Source organism: Okeania sp. SIO2B3 (assembly GCF_010672525.1).
GTDB lineage: Bacteria > Cyanobacteriota > Cyanobacteriia > Cyanobacteriales > Microcoleaceae > Okeania.
The window spans coordinates 392,499-415,963 of sequence record NZ_JAAHGH010000004.1; the positions used below are offsets into that span (position 1 = coordinate 392,499).

Annotated in this window: 15 protein-coding genes and 2 tRNA genes; 12 read left to right on the top strand and 5 right to left on the bottom strand. The window is 34.3% G+C overall.

Going from position 1 to position 23,465, the window contains the following annotated elements; all coding sequences use genetic code 11:
- Positions 1-500 precede the first annotated feature (500 nt).
- Positions 501-851 (top strand): hypothetical protein, encoded by a 351-nt coding sequence (locus F6K15_RS05695; protein WP_293058152.1) that lies wholly within the window; start codon positions 501-503, stop codon positions 849-851.
- Positions 852-1,051: 200 nt separating this feature from the next.
- Positions 1,052-1,435: a hypothetical protein gene (locus F6K15_RS05700; RefSeq protein ID WP_293058154.1), complete on the top strand. Its 384-nt coding sequence runs from the start codon at positions 1,052-1,054 to the stop codon at positions 1,433-1,435.
- A 282-nt stretch (positions 1,436-1,717) separates the two neighbouring features.
- Here the strand turns inward: F6K15_RS05700 and F6K15_RS05705 are convergent, their stop codons facing one another.
- The 4 genes from F6K15_RS05705 to murA all read right to left on the bottom strand — a co-directional run bounded on the left by F6K15_RS05705 (position 1,718) and on the right by murA (position 6,827).
- On the bottom strand, positions 1,718-1,891 hold the full coding sequence (locus tag F6K15_RS05705) for a hypothetical protein (protein WP_293058157.1): 174 nt from the start codon (positions 1,889-1,891) through the stop codon (positions 1,718-1,720).
- 31 nt (positions 1,892-1,922) lie between these two features.
- A tRNA-Leu gene (locus tag F6K15_RS05710) sits at positions 1,923-2,004 on the bottom strand.
- The gene (locus F6K15_RS05715; RefSeq protein WP_293058160.1) at positions 1,983-2,855 is read right to left on the bottom strand and encodes a M48 family metallopeptidase; all 873 of its coding nucleotides are present in this window, start codon (positions 2,853-2,855) and stop codon (positions 1,983-1,985) included. Before F6K15_RS05715 ends, F6K15_RS05710 begins: the two co-directional genes overlap by 22 nt.
- Positions 2,856-5,444: 2,589 nt before the next feature.
- Positions 5,445-6,827, bottom strand: a complete 1,383-nt coding sequence (gene murA, locus F6K15_RS05720) for a UDP-N-acetylglucosamine 1-carboxyvinyltransferase (RefSeq protein ID WP_375341047.1) — start codon at positions 6,825-6,827, stop codon at positions 5,445-5,447.
- Between the two features lie 1,857 nt (positions 6,828-8,684).
- Here murA and ald point away from each other — a divergent pair.
- The 3 genes from ald to F6K15_RS05735 all read left to right on the top strand — a co-directional run bounded on the left by ald (position 8,685) and on the right by F6K15_RS05735 (position 13,187).
- Positions 8,685-9,782: an alanine dehydrogenase gene (ald, locus tag F6K15_RS05725; protein ID WP_293058163.1), complete on the top strand. Its 1,098-nt coding sequence runs from the start codon at positions 8,685-8,687 to the stop codon at positions 9,780-9,782.
- 2,049 nt (positions 9,783-11,831) lie between these two features.
- Positions 11,832-11,915 (top strand) — tRNA-Leu (locus F6K15_RS05730).
- Between the two features lie 486 nt (positions 11,916-12,401).
- Positions 12,402-13,187 carry an RNA methyltransferase gene (locus F6K15_RS05735; RefSeq protein WP_293058166.1) on the top strand — a complete coding sequence of 262 codons (786 nt, stop codon included), beginning with the start codon at positions 12,402-12,404 and terminating at the stop codon, positions 13,185-13,187.
- A 141-nt stretch (positions 13,188-13,328) separates the two neighbouring features.
- Here F6K15_RS05735 and F6K15_RS05740 read toward each other — a convergent pair whose 3' ends face one another.
- The gene (locus tag F6K15_RS05740; protein WP_293058169.1) at positions 13,329-13,568 is read right to left on the bottom strand and encodes a hypothetical protein; all 240 of its coding nucleotides are present in this window, start codon (positions 13,566-13,568) and stop codon (positions 13,329-13,331) included.
- 1,404 nt (positions 13,569-14,972) lie between these two features.
- Here F6K15_RS05740 and lpdA point away from each other — a divergent pair.
- From lpdA to F6K15_RS05775, 7 genes are all read left to right on the top strand, one after another.
- A complete protein-coding gene (gene lpdA, locus F6K15_RS05745; RefSeq protein WP_293058171.1) occupies positions 14,973-16,403 on the top strand; it encodes a dihydrolipoyl dehydrogenase in 1,431 nt (476 codons plus the stop codon).
- Between the two features lie 57 nt (positions 16,404-16,460).
- Entirely contained in the window at positions 16,461-16,772 is a 312-nt protein-coding gene (locus F6K15_RS05750; RefSeq protein WP_363267341.1) for a helix-turn-helix domain-containing protein, read from the top strand.
- A 1,079-nt stretch (positions 16,773-17,851) separates the two neighbouring features.
- Positions 17,852-18,748 carry an indole-3-glycerol phosphate synthase TrpC gene (gene trpC / locus F6K15_RS05755; RefSeq protein ID WP_293058174.1) on the top strand — a complete coding sequence of 299 codons (897 nt, stop codon included), beginning with the start codon at positions 17,852-17,854 and terminating at the stop codon, positions 18,746-18,748.
- Between the two features lie 1,213 nt (positions 18,749-19,961).
- The gene (locus tag F6K15_RS05760) at positions 19,962-20,192 is read left to right on the top strand and encodes a DUF5340 domain-containing protein (RefSeq protein ID WP_124154993.1); all 231 of its coding nucleotides are present in this window, start codon (positions 19,962-19,964) and stop codon (positions 20,190-20,192) included.
- Between the two features lie 1,555 nt (positions 20,193-21,747).
- Positions 21,748-22,905 carry an alanine--glyoxylate aminotransferase family protein gene (locus tag F6K15_RS05765; RefSeq protein ID WP_293058185.1) on the top strand — a complete coding sequence of 386 codons (1,158 nt, stop codon included), beginning with the start codon at positions 21,748-21,750 and terminating at the stop codon, positions 22,903-22,905.
- A gap of 48 nt (positions 22,906-22,953) precedes the next feature.
- Positions 22,954-23,013 carry a hypothetical protein gene (locus F6K15_RS38155; RefSeq protein ID WP_293115595.1) on the top strand — a complete coding sequence of 20 codons (60 nt, stop codon included), beginning with the start codon at positions 22,954-22,956 and terminating at the stop codon, positions 23,011-23,013.
- Between the two features lie 132 nt (positions 23,014-23,145).
- Positions 23,146-23,465, top strand: a 320-nt coding sequence (locus tag F6K15_RS05775; RefSeq protein WP_293058188.1) for a hypothetical protein, incomplete at its 3' end; no start/stop codon positions are given.

Sequence of the window (23,465 nt, forward strand, 5' to 3'; positions counted from 1 at the left end):
TATACTTTCTTTATTTGAATAGTCGTTACTTAGTAAGTTTCCTTTTATGAAGCACGCTAAGTTGATAGAGTTGATCTTATAGGAAATTACTTTTCAAATAGAGACATTACAAATTTGAGCTATAGGAAATTGTTCAGCATTTGGAGGATTAATTATTCAGAAGATTCGGTAAGTGATTTGTCCTACAGGGTTGTTCCAACTGATAAACCACATCTTCACAAGCAAAAGATTGTAGTGAGGTTTCATGGAACCTCACTACTTTAGTCTAACCAAATGAAAAACTCCGTAGGGCTAGAGCAATACTATGAACTTTAATTATAACTATTCAACCGGACATGATAGTATTAGTTATAATAATCTTAAGCTTCCATAATTTTACCTATACATCCTATTTGGCATTGGCCGTTTAAGTAATTTATTGAATAAATTATGGATATTTTAAAGTTTCAGATTTGATTTATACATAAGAATAAAGATGTTATTTCAAAATTTAGTTTTTTTTGGTTTTATTAGTTAGTATTTATGCTACCTTGCAGTTTCATATTGATAATAAGCTGATTTTTTTACAACAATTATCCAATAAATATATTAAGTGGATTATTGTTATTTCTATTTGTTTGACAATAGGTATAATATTTACTCTAGTGTCATCTTATTATATGAATTTCCAGGATTACTTAGTAATATTTACAAGTAAAGACTTGAAAATTATTTTAGATAAACTTCTGAGCGGTAATATTGTTGGAGCAATTGGTTTGGGTATTTCATTGGGAGTTTTAGGTAGCTTTTTGATACCATTTAATACTGAAGAGCCAAAAATAAAACGCAAACCAGAAAACAAAATTGAATAGAAAAATATCTTTAATGAACTAGCGGTGATTAAATTATGGTTGATATTTATATTTTGAATGGAAAAAAATATTTTCAGTGAGCTAATTTTCTATATGAATTAGAAAAAAAAATTGAAAGTCACTCTAAATTCTCAATAAATATTCCTACAACTGGAGATTCTATTGATGAGAAAATAGCTGAACTTTTTGATAAATATAACGTGAAGACCTATTCAAAAGGAGGTCAAGAAGCAAAGGAGATAAAACAAGCTTTTAGCAATTCAAAATTGGCTGGATATACTATAGGCGCTGGAATTGGAGGTCTTTCAGGCGAGCAAGTAGGAAATTTGCTTGGAGAAACCATAGCTGATAATGTTTCACAAGGTTTACAAGAAATATTTTTAGTTGCTGTTGAACAAGGAGCAACCGCAATACATCCTGTAATAGGTTTTGGAATAAAGTTTGCAATGGGAGGTTTATTTGGATTTGTGGGTAGTAAGATAAGTGAATCATTAACTCGTAAATATATTTTAAGAACTACTTATACAAATAATTACCCTAGAGATTGTTTTCCGTATAATCTTGTCTTCGACCCTGTTAAGTAAGAAGAACTAATTGATTGATAGTTTATTCGCTAAAAAGAATCAAACATAGCGAATATAAGAGCTAAAAAGCAGATATCTACATCATTTCATTTTCCCTACTTCCTTTTCACTTAAATTTATGGTCAAACGACAAAGAAAGTACTGCTATATGTATGAAGAGTCTAAAGCAATAGCAGCATACAAGACATTTTGTATTTCAGGAAGAATTAAGGAGGGTTAGAAGTTGAGAAAAAGTTTTAGTACCTAGAATGATTATCTGTCAAATTCGATCAAATTTTTGTTCTACAAAAGAAATAAAAAATGGGAACCATGGTTCCCATTTTCCTGATTTTTGATATTTTTTCTTAGTAGCTGTCGCTGCTTTTTGGCTTGCCTTAATCTAGCAGTTCCTCCTCTTCCCTTAATATTTCTTCCCTGGTAACGAGGAGACTCCCATCTTTTTAACTTTTGTGCCATCTCTACAAATATCACCTCATCTTAGTATAAGTGGGCAGAGAGAGACTCGAACTCTCACGACCGAAGTCGCCACATTTTGAGTGTGGTGCGTCTACCAATTTCGCCACCCGCCCTTACTTTGATTATTATAATCACTTTTTGTCAAATTTTGCAAGAGATCCTGATATTTTTGACTACTTGACCATTTATCAATTTCTCTAGCACGCAATACAGGTAATGGATGAGTTAGTTGAGCTGTTTGAAGTTGCCTTAAAACTTCACCCAGTTCAGTATGACTAAATTCTTTGTAAGCTCTTGCCTGGGCTAAAAAAGCATCAACATTAAGTTGAGCAGATATACTCGGAGAACCACCTGCCAACTTCATCAGAACTGATGCCACTACTTTTGGGTTTTGTGTCGCTAATAAAGCTGCGCGGTCGCAAGTAAATTCTGCACACCTTACCCATTCTAATATTTGATTTTGTATACTTTGAGCTATAATAGCACCCCATGTGGAAATTTGTCCAGCAGCTAGTACGATTAAATTACCTAAAGTGAGGTATACTCCATGTTCACATTTAAGATGTCCTAGTTCGTGACCTAATACTGCTTGAATTTCTTCTAGGTTCAGTAATTCTATCAAAGATGTATGAACAACAATGAAAGGTTGCTTACCTCGCATAGCAAATGTATAAGCATTGGGAACAGGATGTTGACGAACATATAATTGTGGTGGTTCTAAATCAAGTGTGTGACAAGCATCTAATAGTATTTTGTATAAATGTGGTAATTGATCTTTGCCTACTAATACACTAGATGCAATATTTTCCATGTAGAAAAATTGCTCTCCTAATGGTCCTAATAATTGCCTAACTAATAAATCTATGCCTGGTAGTTGTTTAATTGTATTAGTTGCTTCTAAATCTAATGGATGCCGAAAATTATCTGCTTTTAAACCAATTAAGGGTATTGTTGCCAAAGTCATATATTGTTAATACTAACTATAGTGACTGTTATTTTAGCACGATTTGAGAAAAATAATTTCTGTTTCAATGTTAAGGAAAGTTTGATTTTTTAGTTAGTTATTGTTATGTCGCCCAAAAAATCAACTAAATTTAGTTGAAGTTTAATATTAAGTAGAGCAAGCTAAAAAAAAGAGGTTACATTTTTAATCAAAAAAATACTCAAGGCAATGAATATCAACTTTTGAGCTAATTTATAATTTGATACATAGCACCCAAAATTTACCATGTTCTACTGAGAATGGTTTGGTGTAGTTCATTTATTCAAAAAGGATATTAAAAACTTTAAAAGCTTAAATATATACAGGATATTTCATAATCAATGAGGTACATATGTGGCGGAAAATATGCCCGTACTTTATCGTTGATCTTTGTACATCATATACCACCGAATATTCTGTATGCATATTAGTTATTTCCGGAAAAGAGGGAGTAGGGAGTAGGGAGTAGGGGAAAATAATTGATAATTTATATGCGATAATTGATTTTATTTTTGATGATCACCAGATGTCTATTAAAATTAACTACTTTCACTATCAAGTAGATAAATTTAATGTTCATAGAAGTTAATAACTTGATGATTAAAATCTAGAGAAAAAAATGTCTACATTATTAAATATATGTATTCATCGCTACGGCAAATCATTTAAAAACGCTTGTTTTTTTAGTAAGTAAATTTCATCAACAGAAAGGTAAAGCAAATCACTAGATATTCTAGAGTTATACCAACTTGATAAATGTTTGCGACAAATAGCTAGGGCGTGTCATCAATTAGCTCTAGGTGCCATGCTATGACTGAATTTCATGCCGTGGGTGACTCGGCAGTCACAACCGCTCAAAACCTATCCGTGACAGGGGTCTGGGATTTAAATGATGACACGTCCTAGGGTATTTTTTAGGAGTCATAATGAATAGCTTTGATGCCATTTCTGAGGTCATAACTTATCTTATTAGTCAAAGGAAAATCTCCTATAAAATGAATGACTACTCGTCCTTACTACCCTTATTATTTTTAACATGATTTTTTCAAATTAGTACGAGGCACTATTAAAAAGGGGTGGCAAATTATGGAATCATATTGCCAAAAATCAGTTGAGACTTTGACTAAAACAAACTAAGATTAATCATTACAGCAATTTTAAAATTAAAAATCTTGTTCATCAAAAATCTCAAATAATTCCTCACTGTGCAACACCATTAGATATATCCATAAAAGAGGTAGTAGGGAGTAGGAAGTAGGTAGAAATAATTGATAATTTCTGTGCGATAATTAATTTTTTTTTGATTATTGGAGATGTCTATATAAAAAAGTAATTATAACGTACTTTATCAAAATATAAACTCAAGCAGATGATTCTATCTAAGATAAGTTAAGTTATCAGAAGTATTGATATTGAGTGCTGAAGTTTGCCAGCACTTGGTAACTATTGAAAAAATCATACAGATTTCTACATTTCTAACAAAAATTGGTAGTCCTAATACCAGTTTTATATGAGGTTGCATAGAATAGACCTCTTGCAAAAGTTTTTATTACATCAATTCAAGATATGAAATCAACTATTTTACCGAATAATTAATAATTAAATAATTCGCGCCTTGAAGCCGACCCTTTTAAAGGGAAAAAAGCGGTCGTTTGCTTCGCAACGCTGACGCGAAACGCGACAGCGGAACGGAGTTCTCTCTTCGCAGCTTCCCCGTTGGGTGGGATGGCTCCGAAACCTGCGCCATATCCATGAGACCAAGAAAAGAAAATATTCCTTATATTCAATTCCGTAACGGTTTTAAGCAGAGGTCATTATCAATTATCCATTATCCATTATCAATTAATGAACTCCCTATTGCCTATTCCCTATTCCCTGACTTCTGCAAGAAGTCTAATGATGAAATTCATTAAATCGATCTACCTTTATTTAGGCTTACCTGCGGTCAATTATGCTTGAAATATTATTCTATGCAGCTTCATTTCTATTTGGTATAAAGTAGTTAAAATTGGTTATTTATTGAAGCAATGATACTGCATTTAATCTCGCGCAGTGAGACCGAGACTTAATAGAGTTATTTATTGTATGTAGCTTGATACAAAAATATATCGATAGATATGTGAAAAATACTGTAAGCATTCAGCCGTCAGCCATCAGCTATTGCTTTTAATTTAGGATAAAAGTTTTATTAATTGTCTTACTACAAAAGTTGGCTCCCTTGTCCTTAAAGTTAGTTGTTAATTTAAACACTGTCCTATATGATAAAGTCTTGTTGCTGATAGCTGACAGCTAATAGCTGAATGCTTACAAAATACTTAATTATACTCTAAAAAATTGGAGAATCATATTAGAGCTATCTAGTACTGCATTTACAACTACAACACATCCTTATTTTTTGAGGATGACCAAAATAAATAAACTACCTAATAGTCCATTTTGTTAGTTTCAATAAGATTATAAATTGTCACAATCAATTATTTTTCATAATTTGATCATGTACTTAACCCATCAAAATTAATTAAACAGACCATTGGTTTAAAGCTATTCCTTCTTATGAAAAATTAAATAAACTTAGACAGAAGTCTGCAATATTTCATGTTCTGTAGCTATATCTATTCTTTGCAACTGTGCTCCCAACTTTTGAAGTTTAACTTCTAGTTTTTCGTAACCTCGGTCTAAGTGTTGTAGACCTTGAAAAGTAGTTTCTCCTTCTGCGGCCAATGCTGCTATTACCAAGGCAGCAGAAGCTCTAAGATCTGTACCAATTACTGGAGCTGCTGAAAGTTTGGACACACCTTCTACAATGGCATGATTTCCTTTCACCCTAATATTAGCACCCATCCTATTTAGCTCTGAAACATGACGCATACGATTTTCAAACACTGTCTCTGTAACAGAACTACTACCAGAACACACACTTAGCAAGGCCATAAAAGGAGCCTGCATATCTGTAGGAAAACCAGGATATGGCTGAGTCTCAATATCAGTAGCTATAAGATTTTTACTAGGTAGAACGCGTAAGCTACCAGGTACTTCTTGTATGATTTTTACCCCTACTGACTGGAGTTTAGAAATAACTGCACTCAAATGTTGAGGAACAACTGGTGAAATAGTTATGTCTGAATTAGTAATTGCACCAGCGATTAAAAATGTCCCAGCTTCTATTCTGTCAGGTATAATGGTGTAATCTACAGAATGTAGTTTGGGGACTCCAGATATAACTATGTTCTTTGTGCCAGCACCAATAATATTAGCTCCCATAGCTATACATAAATTAGCTAGGTCTACTACTTCTGGTTCTTGAGCTGCATTTTCAATGATGGTTTCTCCCTCAGCCAAGGTTGCTGCCATCATTAATGTTTCAGTAGCTCCAACACTAGGATAGTCAAGATATATTTTTGCCCCTTGTAACTTTTTTTTACTACCAGTAATATAGGCGTTGACTATACCATGCTCAATATGAACTTCTGCTCCTAAAGCTTGTAAACCTCGAACATGAAGATCGACAGGTCTAGCACCAATAGCACATCCACCTGGTAATGGTACGCGGGCTACTCCTAGTCTGGCCAGAATAGGACCTATAACAAAAAAGCTAGCGCGTAACTGTCTAACTAATTCATAAGGAGCTTCAGCAGTATCTAGATTACTCGCATCAACATCTAAAGTATTACCATTCTGTTCTAACTTTGCTCCCAATGCAGATAAAACTTGTCCCATTCTATTAATATCTGCCAGAGAGGGAACTTGGTGTAACCGACAAGTGCCTGAACAAAGTAATGCTCCTGCCATTGCAGCTAAAGCGGAATTTTTTGCACCACTAATATTTATGTTTCCTTGAAGGTTAGATGGACCACAAATTTTCAGTATTGATTGGTTGATCGGGGATGATTTTGGGTTCTCTTTTGAGTTTGATGGTTGATTGATGGCTCTGTCCTCCTTCAATAACTTAATTATTAAATTCAATTTTTGCTTCTGATTGTACTGGAAAGTTAGCAGATGTCTAGGGGTTGACAAATTCTATTTCTTAATATACGTTGCAAAAAAAAATTAGATGCTTCCGGAATAATTGGGGTTTGCTGAAAAAATCGGAATAGTATTGCAAAATTATTCAAGTAAAGCGGGTGTTAACGAAGTCAGAAGTCAGAAGTCAGAAGTTATTTTTTTAATGGAGATTTGAGCAAAACTCCAAAAATTTTTCGCCTTAACAAGGCGGGGTTGCGCGAGCCAATTATTTTGATAATTTTTTGATGTTCGTTAGTGAATTAAGTATCAATTTTACTGATTAAAAATAACAGGAAAAACAGAAAAAAGGTTTCGGGGTAAAAAAGTAAAATATAAGAGAGAAAAAGCCTCTTTTAAAAGGTTGGACAGATTCATTCCCAAAAAAGTAATTGCCATCACAATTTCTGAAGTATTATTAAGTTTATACCAAGTAAAAATGAAGCTGCATAGAATAATATTTCAAGTATAATTGACCGCAAATAACTGTAGATTAAAGATAGAGGGATTTAATGAATTCGATCATTCTATGCAGACTCATATCAAACTGGTATTAATCATAATTCTATCGAGGCTAAATCTTCTTTTCTTAATTCCAAATTTTCCCGCAATTTAGTTGTAATTTTTTTCATATAAGTTATATAGAATCAGGCTATACAGTATATGTTTATAATTCTATCCACACCTTAATATTAAATCGGACTATCTCCTCATATCCCCATATCTCCCAACAACTCTAATAGACATTTCCAATAATAAACAATAAAATCAATTATCGCACTCTTATTTATCAATTATTTCCCCCTATTCCCTATTCCCTACTCCCTACTCCCTACTCCCTCTTTTATGGAGATTTCTAATAAGTATTCAACCGGATTTGATATTAGGTGGATATAGTGTGTTTATCTGGGATGTGGAGACCAAGTGCTATGAAAAATGTATAGAGGTTCTAGGGAATAGTCAAGGAGGGAAAATGGCATGAAATAATAGCAAAAATAAGGATATCAGGCACTTGAACTATGCGCTTTTTTTCTTAAAAAAAACTCAATCTAGATTTACATCTGAAATAAAAATACTATATGAATAAATGTTAAAACTAGGAAACTAGAAATGAAGCAATAAGCCAGCGTTCAAAAAAAAAATCAGTAGCTTGAATCTCCATCACTATTTTACGAATAATTAAACTAACTTACTTAAAAGTTTTTTTTATTGTTAATATTTGCTGGTGGTATTCCTTATGGGGGAAAACTTATACTAATTCCTCTCTCTTGAAAGAATTTTCGGTTTTCTCTTGTTCGGTAAATTTGAGCAATATGAACTGAATTATGAATAATCACCTGTGCAGTTTTTCAATGTTTCGCTTCGACTGGCACTTTTAAATCTCTTGATTAATTAAAGTTATCCCAACTTATCTGGTCTAAAAAAACATATTATTCAGCAAGTTCTAGTTAATACTATGTATAAATAATAAAACATACCCTATTTATAAATAGTTGCTTAATCAATTTTGAGTTAGATTTAAAGTAGTCAGGTCAGAATTTCCTGCGGAATGCTGCGCAAACAGCTATTAGCTGTCAGCTCGAGCGCAACAAGACTCTCTCATATTAGGACAGTGTTTAAATTAACAACTGACTTTAAAGGCAAGGGAGCCAACTTTTGTAGTAAGACAATTAATAAAGATTTTATCGTAAACTAAAAGCAATAGCTGTTAACGCAGTTCCTCCGATAGGAGGCTAGCTGATGGCTGACAGCTGAATGCTTATGTAGTCAGAATAAGATTATATTTTTGACTATAGAATATAGAGGTGGTGAATGGAGATAGGTATTCCCAAGGAAATTAAGGATCAAGAGTTTCGTGTAGGACTAACTCCTGCAAGTGTTAGGGTATGTACTGAAGCTGGTCACCAGGTTTTCGTAGAAACAGGAGCAGGGTTGGGTGCAGGTTTTAGTGATGAGGATTATATCCAAGCAAAGGCCAAAATTTTACAAAATGCTGGAGAGGTTTGGAATTGCGAAATGATCGTAAAAGTTAAAGAACCTCTATCATCAGAATACCAATTTCTCAAATCAGGACAAATCCTGTTTACTTATCTACATTTGGCTGCTGACCGAAAGCTAACTGAAAGGTTGATTGAAAGTGGGGCGGTGGCGATCGCCTACGAAACAGTTGAGCTGCCTGACCATAAGTTACCTTTGTTAACTCCCATGAGTATAATAGCTGGACGTCTTTCTGTGCAGTTTGGGGCGAGATTTTTGGAAAGGCAACAGGGTGGTAGAGGTTTACTATTAGGGGGAGTTCCTGGTGTTATGGCTGGTAAGGTTATGATTTTGGGAGGTGGGGTTGTTGGTACAGAAGCAGCGAAAATTGCTGTTGGTTTGGGGGCAAGGGTTCAAATTTTTGATATAAATGTGGAAAGGTTAGCTTATCTGGAGACTCTATTTGGTTCTAGAGTGGATTTGTTATACAGTAGTTCTTCTGCCATAGAAGCAGCTATTGTAGATTCCGATTTACTTATAGGGGCAGTTCTAGTTCCTGGTCGTCGCTCTCCAGTTTTAGTAACTAAAAATTTGGTAGCGCAGATGCGTTCTGGCTCTGTGATTATTGATGTAGCTGTGGATCAAGGTGGTTGTGTGGAAACTCTACGTCCAACTTCTCATACAAATCCTACCTATGTAGAATCAGGAGTTCTACATTATGGAGTACCTAATATGCCAGGAGCAGTTCCTTGGACAGCTACTCAAGCTCTGAATAATAGTACTTTGCCCTATGTATTACAGTTAGCTAATTATGGGAGTGAAGCTTTAGAAAAAAATCCGGCTTTGGCTAAGGGTTTGAATGTTAAAGGCCATTTTTTGGTTCATCCTGCTGTCCGAGAAGTATTCCCTGATTTGAGTAAAAATTCAGTTTGAAAATCACACTCCTTGAACATCATTAAGAATAAAATCATTAGATTTATATCAATATCTAAGATAAGATAAGTTTTTCAACAATTTGAATAGATAGTTTTTTTTGAAATTATCTTCATTCTATCTCTTTGATTTCTACTACTCTTTATTTGACATCCTCTTTGGTAAATCGGTTCGATAAGTAATTAGGGTTTGCTGAATCAGTTTGCATGGTAAGGGGAGGAGTCAGGAGGAACGGGGAATTATAGAGGAGATACTGGGAAGAATCGTCCCTTGATTTTTTTGCCCAACTATTGATCAAAATCCTAAATTTTTGAACCATTACCACCTAAAACTTTGCACTTTTTGATACTTAAAAAGGCTAAAACCTTATTTAGATTTTTAGTTGATTAAAACTAGCAGAGTGATTATTTATGAGGACGCTCAATTTATCTTTGGTCATATTCCTAAAACTGGAGTAACTAGCATAACGCTATCTCTAGAAGAACGTTTTGAGGTCTAAAGACATTTTTCTAGGAGAAACTAAATATGGTGATAAGTTACAACAGATTTATGAAAAAAAATTTTTGGATGTGTAAACAGTTGTTATACCAATTTGATAAATGTTTGTTACAAATGGTAGGGACGTTGCATAAGGGAGTCCGTACGAAAGAAGGAAGAAGGGATAAATTTTGAAAAAAAGGAAAAAACAATATAAATAACTATCTAAAATGAACTGAACTAGCTATTTTTAAGCATATTTGAGCAATACCTACCTTTTTGTAGTATTCTTTTTTCAAATTGGTATTAGAGATAGAAGTCTAAGATTTAGTTGAACAGGAAAAGTGGGATAAGTTTTTCACATTTAGTGTTGTCATAAATCCTTATCCCAAAGTTATTTCTATCTACTAAGCAAACCTATAACTAAAAAAAACTAGATTATTTTTTTGAACAGGAATTTTCCACCATTCAGGCTAATAAAAATTAGCTTATATTTCCAGGGTTATCAAGTCTCAAATTAAATATTTGAGTGCTAAAGTTAATAGTTAATATTTTCAAAATACTCTTTGGGTAATCAAATAGTCTACTATTAAAGATTATTTAGATACTACTAACTTTTCTGAGTTTATTCGCCATCCTATTCTTTTCTGGTAAAAGATAATTCTTTTTATACTCTATAGGCATGGCTATCAAATCGCGATCGCTATTTCCTTATAGTTGATAGGGTCATTAAGTTAGAAAAAATTGGCTCTGCATGGTCAAAATCATGCTAAGGATGAGGAATCAGTTGTAAACTAAGCTCTGAAAATAAATCGGCTTTTAGAACTGTTAAGTTGATTCCTGAAGACCGTAGCTATATATATTCTTCATTAATTGATAATGGATAATGGATAATTGATAATTACCTCTGGTTAAAACCGTTACGGAATTGAATATAAGGAATATTTTCTTTTCTTGGTCGATTGGATATGGCGCAGGTTTCCTCGCCATCCCTCGACCGCTTTTTTTCCCCTTAAAAGGGGAGGCTTCAAGGCGCGAATTATTTAATTATTAATTATTAATTATTAATTCTTCGGTAATTCAAATTGACACTCTGAGCGTTAAATCTCGCGATTATAACGGGAGTCCTCTTTCAAAATTTATGATAGAATTTGATTTTGCTTATCATCAAAAATTTCTTTAGTCAAATACAGCAGGAAAAAGTGTTAAGCTTCATAAACTAAAAAAGCTATTTACTGCTGGTGAAATAACCATCTATACAGTTAAAGTTCACGGTGGAATGAGACTTATAAACCCCTAATTTGTGTGAAGTTAAAATGCTCTGCAAGATTATAGATTAATGTTTATATTATACCAAATCAACCAAACAACGTAAATAGGTAAAAATAAATGAGAATATTCTCAATAATCAGCATTTAATTAATTTTTGTAACAATTAAAAAGATTAAAAATTACAAAGATAATTTTGAATAATTATTAGTTTTAGTTATCAAAAATATGGTTGTAAAAAAACTTAATTTAAAGTGATTGACAAATTGGAGTAGATCGGCAAAAATAAAAAATTGTGATTTAGCGGAACTGGCGGAATTGGTAGACGCGCTAGATTCAGGTTCTAGTGTTCGCAAGGACTTCCGGGTTCAAGTCCCGGGTTCCGCATTATTTAGTGTCGCTACGCGGAAGTTAAAAGTCAGAATTCATAATTCAAAAGTCAAAAGTATTCATTGGTAAGCCTTTTAGAATTTTGTAACTGGTTAGTTATTTCTGTCATCCTGCACTAGGTATATGTAGCATTTGTTGATTAGTTATCAAAATTTCATGGGTAGGAAAATCACAATATTCTGCTCGTGTTTCACCGTAAGCATTCAGCAGTCAGCTAGCCTCCTATGGTCGGAACTGCGTTATCAGCTTTATTACCTTTAGTGAACAATTTAAGCTCGTTGTTCTTGTGCTTCAATTATTTGTTTAAAATTGTAGTAAAAGTTAAGCAAATACTTGGTTAACTCATTAAAAAATTGTTTGCGCAGCATGACAAACGAAAGAGCTGACCGCTAATAGCTGTTTGCGCAGCATTCCGCAGGAAATGCTTACGTTTCACCCCTCAAATAAAATAAGTAATACTAGATAAAAAATAAATTATAAGTAGTGCTGACCAGTGTACAAAATCCTTTAGTAAAGGAAATTCGTAAACTTCATCAATCTAAAGGAAGAAAGGAACAACAGTTATTTTTATTAGAGGGAACTCATATCCTAGAAGAAGCTTGCCATAAAAGTTATCCTCTTTTAACTGTATGTTGTACGCCTGAATGGCAAGAAAGAAATCAATCTTTGTGGGAATTATTATCTCAAAAAGCTCAAAGGATAGAATTAGTAAGTGAAAGAGTTTTGAAATCTCTTACTACTACAGTTAATCCTGATGGAATAATAGCTATAGCACCACAAAAGTCAACAAATTCTGTCAAAATTGCTAGTTTGGGAATTGCTTTGGACAAACTGCAAGATCCTGGTAACTTTGGTACTATCATCAGGACAGCTACAGCAACAGATGTAGATGGTTTGTGGTTAAGTGCAGATAGTGTGGACTTATATCATCCTAAAGTAGTTAGAGCTTCAGCAGGGGTATGGTTTAAGTTGCCTATGGCTATTTCTGAAAATTTAAAGGCTGAGGTATTAAAGTTACAAAATCAAGGTTTGCAAGTTGTAGCAACAGTACCAAACTCAACTATAAATTATTGGCAAATTGACTTACGAAAACCTACACTAATAATCTTAGGAAATGAGGGGTCTGGTATTTCACAAGATTTACTTGAGTTGGCTGATTATTCTGTTAAGATTCCTTTGGGTCATGAAGTAGAATCTTTGAACGTTGCTGTCTGTACAGCGGTAATTTTGTATGAAGTTCAACGTCAACGTCAATCTCAATCAAATTAATTAAATTATGCACCTATCCCAATAATAAGATTTTTGCTAAAAAACCTAAATATTTTGATAGTTAAAAACGAAAAATTAAGCTTTTAAAACACATTTAACTTGAAAAAATAAGCAAGTGAAAAATAGTGGGATGTTATTGTATTATTCTGAATCAGGTTCCGATAATGGTTGGCTTTGATCATTTGTCTCCATATATTTGTCTATATCGGCGATCGCTTCCTCTAACTCTGATAAACTCAATTTTTGATTGGACTCTTCAGTATCTGGAAGATCAGAATTAGACTCTTCATGGTTGGGTTCCTGAAGAGAGCTATCCAATTGTTTCTCAAAGCTCTCAATAAATGTTTTTGCAGCCTGACTACGAATATCTTTTTTATCCATATTAATTTTTGTCCTTGTTATATTCTAGTTAATCGTTCAACTTATTTTTTATAAATTATCGGGACACAGACAATAGGAGTCTAGATACTTTATTTCTAGTATATTCCCAGAGCAAAAGTTAAATCTGCTCTATGTTATTAATTCATAGCTAATATTTTGATAATTTGGAGCTTTTGACAAATTAATTTTTTTTATATCGATCTAGAACCATTAGATTATTAACTTTGACGATATTTGTTGAGCTTTTCAATTTAATATCATTTGCTCTAAAATTAATGAAAATTTCAAGTTATTTTTAGCGATATAGCGATATATTATCAAGATGTATTTAAGTTGAGTTTCTATAAATCCTTTTTAATCAAAGAAAATCATAAGTACTAATATAATAAATTGACACTCTCAGTTCTGAATATGCTGAGATGATCTAGGCTAAACCTAGAAGGAATAGTCAAATATTCCTCAAGAAACTCAAGACAACTATCGTCACTGATGCTGCAATTGTGCTTACTTTTATGTTTGCTTAAAGCTTTCAAAATCGATCACTAAACAAAAAAAAGGCCTTGCTGAATCAAGGTATGAAAATAAAAATTGAACAATCTCAAATATTTGTTATTCAATAGTTTAGCAACTACTTAAAAATACAAATCATACCCACGCATCAGCAACGCCCAAAAAAACAGTACGCTCCATATTCTGCATTACTTGCTCTTTACTGTCATAATGCCGTCAGAATAACTGACCGTTGTTCTGACAGAACCGCTATTTCTCCGTATTAAGTAGAACATTGTAAATTTTGGGCGCTATGTATCAAATTGTAAATTAGCTCAAAAGTTTATATTCAATGGTTTTAGGGTTTTTTTGATTAAATATGCAACGTCTTTTTTTTAGCCTGCTCTACTTAGGATGCTTCAAAACGTAGATAGTTATTCCTACTAACTCATCTATTTTAACATCAATCAATGTGCTTAAAACCACTTGAGTCGATTTCCTCTCAAACTTAAAAAGACTGAGCTACCCGCATTCCGCACGTTTGTTGTGAATATTGATAGATTCTAAGTATTTTGTCTGAATTATGAGATTAGTTTTTTTCAATTCTTTGTATCATAAACATAAAAATTTGATTTGTTTGCAACAGAACAGATAAGTGAAGTAATGTATGTATGCAAGGCTAGCTTATGCACACCGGAGTTAAGAGTTTTCCAATATGGATTATGTACTTAATTTTCTTGCTCCTTCTCCTTTAAACTTAAATTATGACAGTTTATTTTGGTCAAGAATTAGGTTAATATTCTAATCTAGAACAAATAATTTCAAACAAAGCCCAAATAAAATATTTAGCTACGTCTCTAAAATCTCAAATATTATAGTTTTTGCAAACATACAAACAGGTTTTAAAAACAACAGATGACTCAAAAATTTGATTACGACTTAATAATTATCGGTGCAGGTGTTGGTGGACATGGTGCAGCATTACATGCCACAAGTTGTGGCCTAAAAACAGCTATTGTAGAAGCAGCGGAAATGGGTGGGACTTGTGTTAACCGAGGTTGTATACCATCGAAGGCGCTTCTGGCAGCATCTGGTAAAGTTCGAGAGTTACGGGATACTCACCACTTAAAAACTCTGGGTATTCAATTAGATAATGTAGCTTACGACCGACAAGCGATCGCTTCTCATGCTAGTAAAATTGTTGACAAAATTAGAGGTGACATGACCAACAGTCTGAAACGTCTAGGCATAGATTTGATTAAAGGCTGGGGGCAAATGGCAGGTCAACAAAAAGTTATGGTCAAGACAGATAAGGGAGAAGAATACTTTACTGGTAAAGATATTATACTTGCCCCTGGCTCTATTCCATTTGTTCCTCCTGGAATAGAGTTAGATGGTAAAACAGTTTTTACCAGTGATGATGCTTTGAAATTAGACTGGTTGCCACCCTGGGTAGCAATTGTTGGTAGTGGTTATATTGGACTGGAGTTTTCTGATATCTATACCGCTCTTGGATCTGAAATTACTATGATTGAGGCATTAGACCAATTAATGCCCACTTTCGATTCAGATATAGCAAAAATTGCAAAAAGAGTTCTAATTGAATCAAGAGATATTGAAACTAAAGTGGGTAAGTTGGCGATGAAGGTAACTCCTGGATCTCCAGTAATTATCGAACTAGCTGATGCTAAAACTAAGGAAGTAGAAGAGGTTCTGGAAGTAGATGCTTGTTTAGTTGCTACAGGTCGCATTCCCTATACAAAAAATTTGGGACTAGATTATGTCGGTGTAGAGACTGACCGCCGGGGTTTTATTCCGGTGAACGATAAAATGGCTGTTTTGTCAAGTGGTGAACCAGTACCTAATTTATGGGCGATCGGTGATGCGACTGGAAAAATGATGTTAGCCCATACAGCTTCAGCTCAAGGTATAACAGTGGTAGAAAATATTTGTGGTCGTAATAGGGATGTAGATTATCTTAGTATTCCGGCTGCTGCTTTTACTCATCCAGAAATTAGCTATGTTGGTATGACTGAAACAGCAGCTAAAGATTTAGGAGCAGAGCAAGGATTTGAAGTGGCCAGTGTAAAAACTTATTTTAAGGGTAATTCAAAAGCAATTGCTGAAGGAGAAACAGATGGCATTGCTAAGGTAATTTATCGTCAAGATACAGGAGAATTATTAGGAGTACATATTATTGGCCTGCATGCGTCGGACTTAATTCAAGAAGCAGCAAATGCTATGGCTCAAAAGCAATCTGTTAATCAGTTATCTTTTAATGTACATACTCATCCTACTTTGTCAGAAGTTTTGGATGAGGCATTTAAACGAGCAACTGTTAGTTAGGTTTGCTGATTCCCAAATTGATGTGACAATAAAAGCAAACACTAAATTAAACCAGATATGCGAACCGCTTACCAGTACAAGCTATTGCCCAACAAAGAACAAGCCACAGTAATAGAGTTGTGGCTGGAATTTTTACGTCGGCAGTACAATTATAGGCTGTATGAGCGGTTTTCATGGTGGGAAGAAAACCGCTGTCCGGTTGATGCTTGCCCAATGGTTATGCCAATTACTCAACTAAGAGATAATCCAGATTATTACTCTCAGAAAAAAGATTTAGTCAATACCAAAGATATAGTTCTTCTGAATAAGACTGGAACACTTTTTCAGCTGAAACTCCTTCAAGGTAAGAAACCCTTGTCTCAATCTTAACTGGAATGACTATAAGTTTCCTGAGTACAAGCTGATTCATTCTCAGGTATTACAAGACTACACAAAACGGGTAAAACTTGCTTTTGATAGATGGTTTATAGTAATAGACAGCGACTTGAATGCTGCGATAAATATCAAAAATAGGGCGGTAGGGCATTCCGTTATTAGAGCTTCGTGGAGCCCGACGGGATACCGGGGCTACGAAACGAGAAGCCCACACTATAGCGTCAGCGAACGTATGGGAGATGTCACTATTCAGTCATCATTTTTTTTGTTTCTCAGAATTTAATTTTGCTTTGAAAGTTAGTAACTGTAACTTCAGCAAATTAAGAAATGCTATACTAACAAATCTTGAAAATTTGAAGACTACAAAAAGAGTCATTAAAAGATAGGGTAGTCCTAAAGATGTAAGGATATTGATTAGTATATTCCTTGAATTTTCAGGAATTAAGCTTCAAAAATTATCTTTTATTTTGCGGGTTTAATACTCCACTGTCAACGAAGGGTTAATTTATTGTCACGCTTGTAAGCATTCAGCCGTCAGCTATCAGCTATCAGCTATGAGTTATTAACTCATTATCTTGGAAGAAGGAATTAGTTGTCAAGGAGAATTAAAAGTTCTGTTAGCTCCGCATTCCGCAGGAAATGAAATATTTATGTCCGCTAACCTTAGTATTTGCTTGATTCTTGAAAAAGCTGATAGCTGAATGCTTACTCACGCTTAGAAAAATTGTATCCTTTGAGATATCGTAAATTTTGCTAGAATTAGTTAAGGACTGGTGTAAAAATAACCTGAACAGTTTTTTTGATGGAAGCTATATTTCACGATTTATCCTAGATAAAATTTGTACAACTTATTTTTACATGGCTCCTAACCAAAAATATAGAGTTGTAAGTATTCTCTGATGACAAAGAATTAGCCCTACACCGTCAACGAGGGTGCTTAAAATTGTTTGAGCTGATAAGACAGGAAGTGGCAAGTCGTTGACTATCCATAAGCAATTAGACCTTCTGCCTTCTGCCTTCTTCAATACTTATTTAACACTACCAAAACTAGGAAATTATCAAGACAAAATATAATGCAAATTCGTCGCCGACCGCCAACTTCAGCAGTAGAAATGGGTAGTTTACGTTATGAAGTTGCTTTGCCAAATTCAAAACCTCAAAATATTCTGGAAGAAATTGTTTGGTATAAAGAAAAAGAGGTAGATTATCTGCGGGATAAACAACCATTAGTTGAGTTAAAAAAGAAAATTAACTCAATGTCTGCTCCTCTGGATTTTTTAGCTACCTTATCAACAGGAAAAACTCAACCTGCTGTAATTGCTGAAGTTAAAAAAGCTTCTCCTAGTAAAGGGATAATTAGAGAAGATTTTGAACCAGTTGCCATAGCTAAAGCATATCAACAAAATGGTGCAACTTGTATTTCAGTCTTGACAGATAAAAAATTCTTTCAAGGTAGCTTTGAATATTTATCAAATATTAGGAAAAATGTTGACTTACCACTACTGTGTAAAGATTTCCTGATTTATCCATATCAAATATATCTTGCTCGTTTATATGGAGCTGATGCTGTACTACTAATTGCAGCAATTTTATCAGACCAAGATTTAAAGTATTTTATCAAGATAGTTAATGCTTTAGGAATGACTGCTTTAGTTGAGGTTCATAGTTTAACAGAGTTAGACCGGGTATTGACAATAGAAGGAGTTAAGTTGGTAGGTATAAATAATCGCAATTTAGCAGATTTTTCAGTAGATTTACAAACAACTTGTAAATTAATGGAAGCTAGGAATAAAGAGTTACAAAAACTTGGAATTTTAGTAGTAAGTGAATCAGGGATACATGGATATCAAGATGTAAACGTTGTTAAAAATTCTGGTGTGGGTGCTGTTTTAATAGGTGAGTCTCTGATGAAAAAAGCAGACCCAGGTGCAGCACTGCTACAGTTATTTACAGATAAACAAGTTAACTAAAACTGGTAAAGATATAGGGTTTTAGATTTAGATTATATCTTGACAATTTTTCAGATAAAAACTGTAGATGATAGAGTTATCAAAAAAATTACTGAATAATTAGGGTTTGTTGAAAAAGTCTTTTAGTAGGGGTAGGAGACAACCCACCCCTCGCCCCTCCCCCTCCCAGGAGGGGAGGAATGGGAATGAGCAAGGAGGTAGTAACAATTGTAAGAATGATTTTTCTACCCAACTATGCGCCTAAAATACGCTCCTTTTTGAGCGTTTTAGAAGTGATACCAGGCACTTTTTTAGATTCCAAAAAGGCACTTGTCTTTATATATCAATGCTTTTAGATTTAATCAGCAAGTCCTAATTAAATTTTCAACCCTCTCCTGGAAACTTGAAAGGAGGAAAAAATCTTTTTAGCCAGTCCTCTTGTTTTAAAAAGGGTTTCCTGACGGAATGCTCCGCAAACAGCAATTCAGTATTCAGCAAGTGATTTATACTTAAACCGAGAGAAATGCAATTTCAAAAAGGATTTATATTCGCTTTATCTAGCGAAGTTGGTATTAAGATGAAAATCAAATCTTATTTGCTTAAACCACATAAACTATATATAGCTGTCCTAAATAAGTTTTGAACAAATGTTAGTTATCTAAATACTGATGGTTACTTCTCTTGATATCTAACTAATGTTCATATTCCATCTAGAATGGCTATAGTGATTTATGTTCATATTAATTATCTTTTCTCTTATAGCCCACATTCGGAACTTCAATTTGTCTCATTAAAAGTAGTATATAAATCCGTAGTTTGGTAGGTATTTATACTATGCAAATCATCTCAATTACTTTTTTCGTCGATCAAATTCCGAGTCAAAAATTTACGCATAAATACTTGCTCTGATGATTACTCAATCACGGCAGCTATGATTTTCTTCTAAAATTCTGTCTCTTGTCTTCCCCTCCTGGGAGGGGGAGGGGCGAGGGGTGGGTTGTCTCCTGACTCCTAATTCTATACTACATTTTGTGGTGCGGAATGTGGGTTATAGGTTTAATACCCTAGCTTTACCCTCAATGTCCACAATTATTTGGGGTTTTAATCTCCATAAATTGTTCCTTGTTCCTTGTTCAAGAATAATTAGTAGTACAACAGCTCTCTGATTTCTATTTGTTGTTGAAATTATTGCATAGCATAATTAACCAATCTGTAAACCGTTATAAATAAAACTATGGAAGCAATACCAGTTCCCTCCCGTATTCATTATGAACTGCTACTTCAGTTATTAGAAAAAAAGACGATTTTAGCAGTAGACTATAATACAAAACAGCACGAAAAAGCACGGGAACTTATTGTAACTGTGAGAAAAGCTTTAGCACTACAAAAACAATTTGAAGAAAGTTGCAAGCAAGCAAATTTACCAATTGAATATCAATGGTCTCTCAATGAAACAGAAAAATAAATATTAAGTGCATTAGAACAAGCAAAAAAAAGGTATTTCTGAATTTGATAATACTCAAAAATTAATATCTAAGACTTTTGAAAATCCAAAGGTAGAATTGGCAATTAATAACTTCACTAAATAAGACCTAGAATAAAACTAACAATAGATAATTAATTAACAATCATTCATTAATTAGGGCTTGCTGATTAAATCTCAAAGCACTTCTAAATAAAGGTTTTAGCCTTTTTGGGGCCTTTAAAAAGTGCCTGGTATCACTTCTAAAACGCTCAAAAAGGAGCGTATTTTAGGCGCATAGTTGGGTAGAAAAATCATTCTTACAATTGTTACTCCTACCTCCTCACTCATTCCCATTCCTCCCCTCCTGGGAGGGGGAGGGGTGGGTTGTCTCCTGTCTCCTACCCTTACTAAAAGACTTTTTCAGCAAACCCTAATTAGAAGAAGTATTTATCAATTATTAATTTAGTCTACCTAAACAATACCATTCTTAGGGATGTCACAATTTATGGATTTGCTCAATGTAAAGTTTTTGGGAATGACACAGTTTCTTCTTTGGTATCAATCCTCTATCTCAAAGGAAGAAGTAATTATCAATTATTAATTTATACCAGTTTAAAAAAAGAATGCTATAAAAAGGTGCATCTAGATCGGAGATCCTTAAAAAGAGCTTATCTAATTCATTTTAGATAGTTATATCTATATATTTTTACCGAAGAATTAATAATTAATAATTAATAATTAATAATTAAATAATTCTGGTTTAAAGCCTCCCCTTTTAAGGGGAAAAAAGCGGTCGAGGGATGGCGAGGAAACCTGCGCCATATCCAATCGACCAAGAAAAGAAAATATTCCTTATATTCAATTCCGTAACGGTTTTAACCAGAGGTAATTATCAATTATCCATTATCAATTAATGAACTTTTTTCCTTCAATATTTATTCCCTATTCCTTACTTCTACCATTTGTAAAAAACACTTATCAAATTAGTATTAGTCTACCTAACTAATACCATTCTTAGGTATTTCACAATTTATGGATTTGCTCAATGTAAAGTTTTGGGGAATGATACAGTTTCTTCTTTGGTATCAATCCTCTATCTCAAAGGAAGAAGTAATGATAAATTATTAATTTAGTCTACCTAACTAATACCATTCTTAGGGATGTCACGATTTATAGATTTGCTCAATGTAAAGTTTTTGGGAATGATTACTAGAAGTTAATGCAGTTAGTATTTCGGCGCTCATTTGTGAAACTATTCAAAATCATTACTTTAACAACAAAAACTTTGTGATTAGTTTTAATTCCTAACTGTTACCAGATAAATAGTTGCTTCAACCATTGAATAATCCCTTAATATCTTAAATGTAAATTCTATAGAAATAAAAATCAAAAAAATCCTCAAACAAAAATACTTAAAATTAAATAACTCCTAAAATAACTAAAACTTTCTTAGGTGGGAATCTTAAAGAAAAAATAAGTTTTTTCAATAAAATGCTTCTCAATCAATAAACATATAAACTAACTCAAGTAAAACAAAACATAAGGAATAGAAATCATGAATGACAAACTAATGTTAATGATTCCCGGACCTACTCCAGTACCAGAAACAGCCTTACTAGCTATGGCCAAACATCCAATCGGCCATAGAAGTAGTGACTTTTCCAAAATTATGGCAGAGGTGACAGAAAACCTCAAATGGCTACATCAAACAAAAAATGATGTCCTAATTTTAGCATCTAGTGGAACTGGGGCCATGGAAGCAGGTATCATTAACTTTCTCAGTCCAGGCGATCGCGTATTATGTGGATGTAATGGTAAATTTGGCGATCGCTGGGCAGAAGTAGCTACTGCTTATGGCCTCCAAGTCGAAAAAATCACAGCAGAATGGGGCCAACCTCTGGACTCAGAAAAATTTCGTGAACAACTAGAAGCAGATAAAGAGAAAAAAATCAAGGCGGTAATTATTACCCATAGTGAAACTTCTACAGGTGTTCTCAATGACCTAAAAACTATTAATAGTTATGTTAAAGCTCATGGCGAAGCATTAATTATAGTAGATGCCGTCACCAGTATTGGGGCAGTCAATATACCAATAGATGAGTTGGGTCTTGATGTTGTTGCTTCAGGTTCTCAGAAAGGTTATATGATACCCCCTGGTTTAGCTTTTGTGGCAGTAGGTGCTAAAGCTTGGACTGCATATGAAACGGCCAAATTACCACGTTACTATCTTGACTTGGGTAAGTATCGTAAAGATGGAGCTAAAAATACTACACCTTTTACCCCACCAGTAAATTTATTCTTTGCCTTGCAAGCTACACTTAGAATGATGCAGGATGAAGGATTAGAAAATATATTTGCTCGGCATCAACGTTTAATGACTACGACTCGTGCAGCAGTCAAAGCTTTAGGGTTGCCCCTATTTGGGCCAGATGCAGTAGCTAGTCCTGCTATTACTGCAGTTGCTCCTCCACCAGAAGTAGACGCAGAAAAAATACGGACTATTGTCAGTAAGCGTTTTGATATTGCTTTAGCTGGTGGACAAAACCACTTAAAAGGGAAAATTTTCCGTATTGGACATTTAGGTTTTGTCAGCGAACGGGATATTCTCACCGCTATCTCTGCATTAGAAGTTGCTTTGCGAGAGTTGGGATATGAAGCTTTTACTCCAGGAGCAGGTGTAGCTACTGCTTCTAGAGTTTTAGCTGAGTCATAATTTAGCTGACCCACCAATTGCGGTGAAAAAGTCCCCAAAGAATTAAACATACGAACTCATTCTTGTCCCCATTGCTGTGTTGTGATTGACCGCGACTTGTTTGCGTAGCATGACAAACGGAAATGCAGCAATAAATATAAAAAATAGGGCGGCAGGGCATTCCGCCCTTAAAGCACGCGCTTGTCCGACGGGGTACCGGGACTGCGAAACGAGAAGTCCACACTATAGCTTCAGCTTAGTGTGGGAGCATGTCACCATCTAAAATGTTGCAATAGTAGGGGGGGGTTCCACGTTAAATTAATTAGTCTTAACCAATTAGATGAAACCGCCCCCACCCCATTAACGAAATCAGAAGTCAGAAGTCAGAAGTCAGAAGTCAGAAGCGAGTTTGTAATTCTGAGGAGACCTCAGAATGTAAGACACACTTCATTTCAGTCAGAAGTTGACCTACCCCTAACCCCTCCCAACCCACCCCTAACCCCTCCCAGGAGGGGAGGGGAAATAGGGGATTTTAGCAACTCTCCAAAAATTTTTCGCCTTAAAAGGTGGGGTTGCGCAAC

Excerpts from the sequence above, each read along its gene's own strand:
- F6K15_RS05765 (WP_293058185.1), top strand. The coding sequence starts at position 21,748 with ATGAATGACAAACTAATGTTAATGATTCCCGGACCTACTCCAGTACCA.
- ald (WP_293058163.1), top strand. The coding sequence starts at position 8,685 with ATGGAGATAGGTATTCCCAAGGAAATTAAGGATCAAGAGTTTCGTGTA.
- lpdA (WP_293058171.1), top strand. The coding sequence starts at position 14,973 with ATGACTCAAAAATTTGATTACGACTTAATAATTATCGGTGCAGGTGTT.
- trpC (WP_293058174.1), top strand. The coding sequence starts at position 17,852 with ATGCAAATTCGTCGCCGACCGCCAACTTCAGCAGTAGAAATGGGTAGT.
- F6K15_RS05760 (WP_124154993.1), top strand. The coding sequence starts at position 19,962 with ATGGAAGCAATACCAGTTCCCTCCCGTATTCATTATGAACTGCTACTT.
- F6K15_RS05715 (WP_293058160.1), bottom strand. The coding sequence starts at position 2,855 with ATGACTTTGGCAACAATACCCTTAATTGGTTTAAAAGCAGATAATTTT.
- F6K15_RS05750 (WP_363267341.1), top strand. The coding sequence starts at position 16,461 with ATGCGAACCGCTTACCAGTACAAGCTATTGCCCAACAAAGAACAAGCC.
- F6K15_RS05740 (WP_293058169.1), bottom strand. The coding sequence starts at position 13,568 with ATGGATAAAAAAGATATTCGTAGTCAGGCTGCAAAAACATTTATTGAG.
- F6K15_RS05705 (WP_293058157.1), bottom strand. The coding sequence starts at position 1,891 with ATGGCACAAAAGTTAAAAAGATGGGAGTCTCCTCGTTACCAGGGAAGA.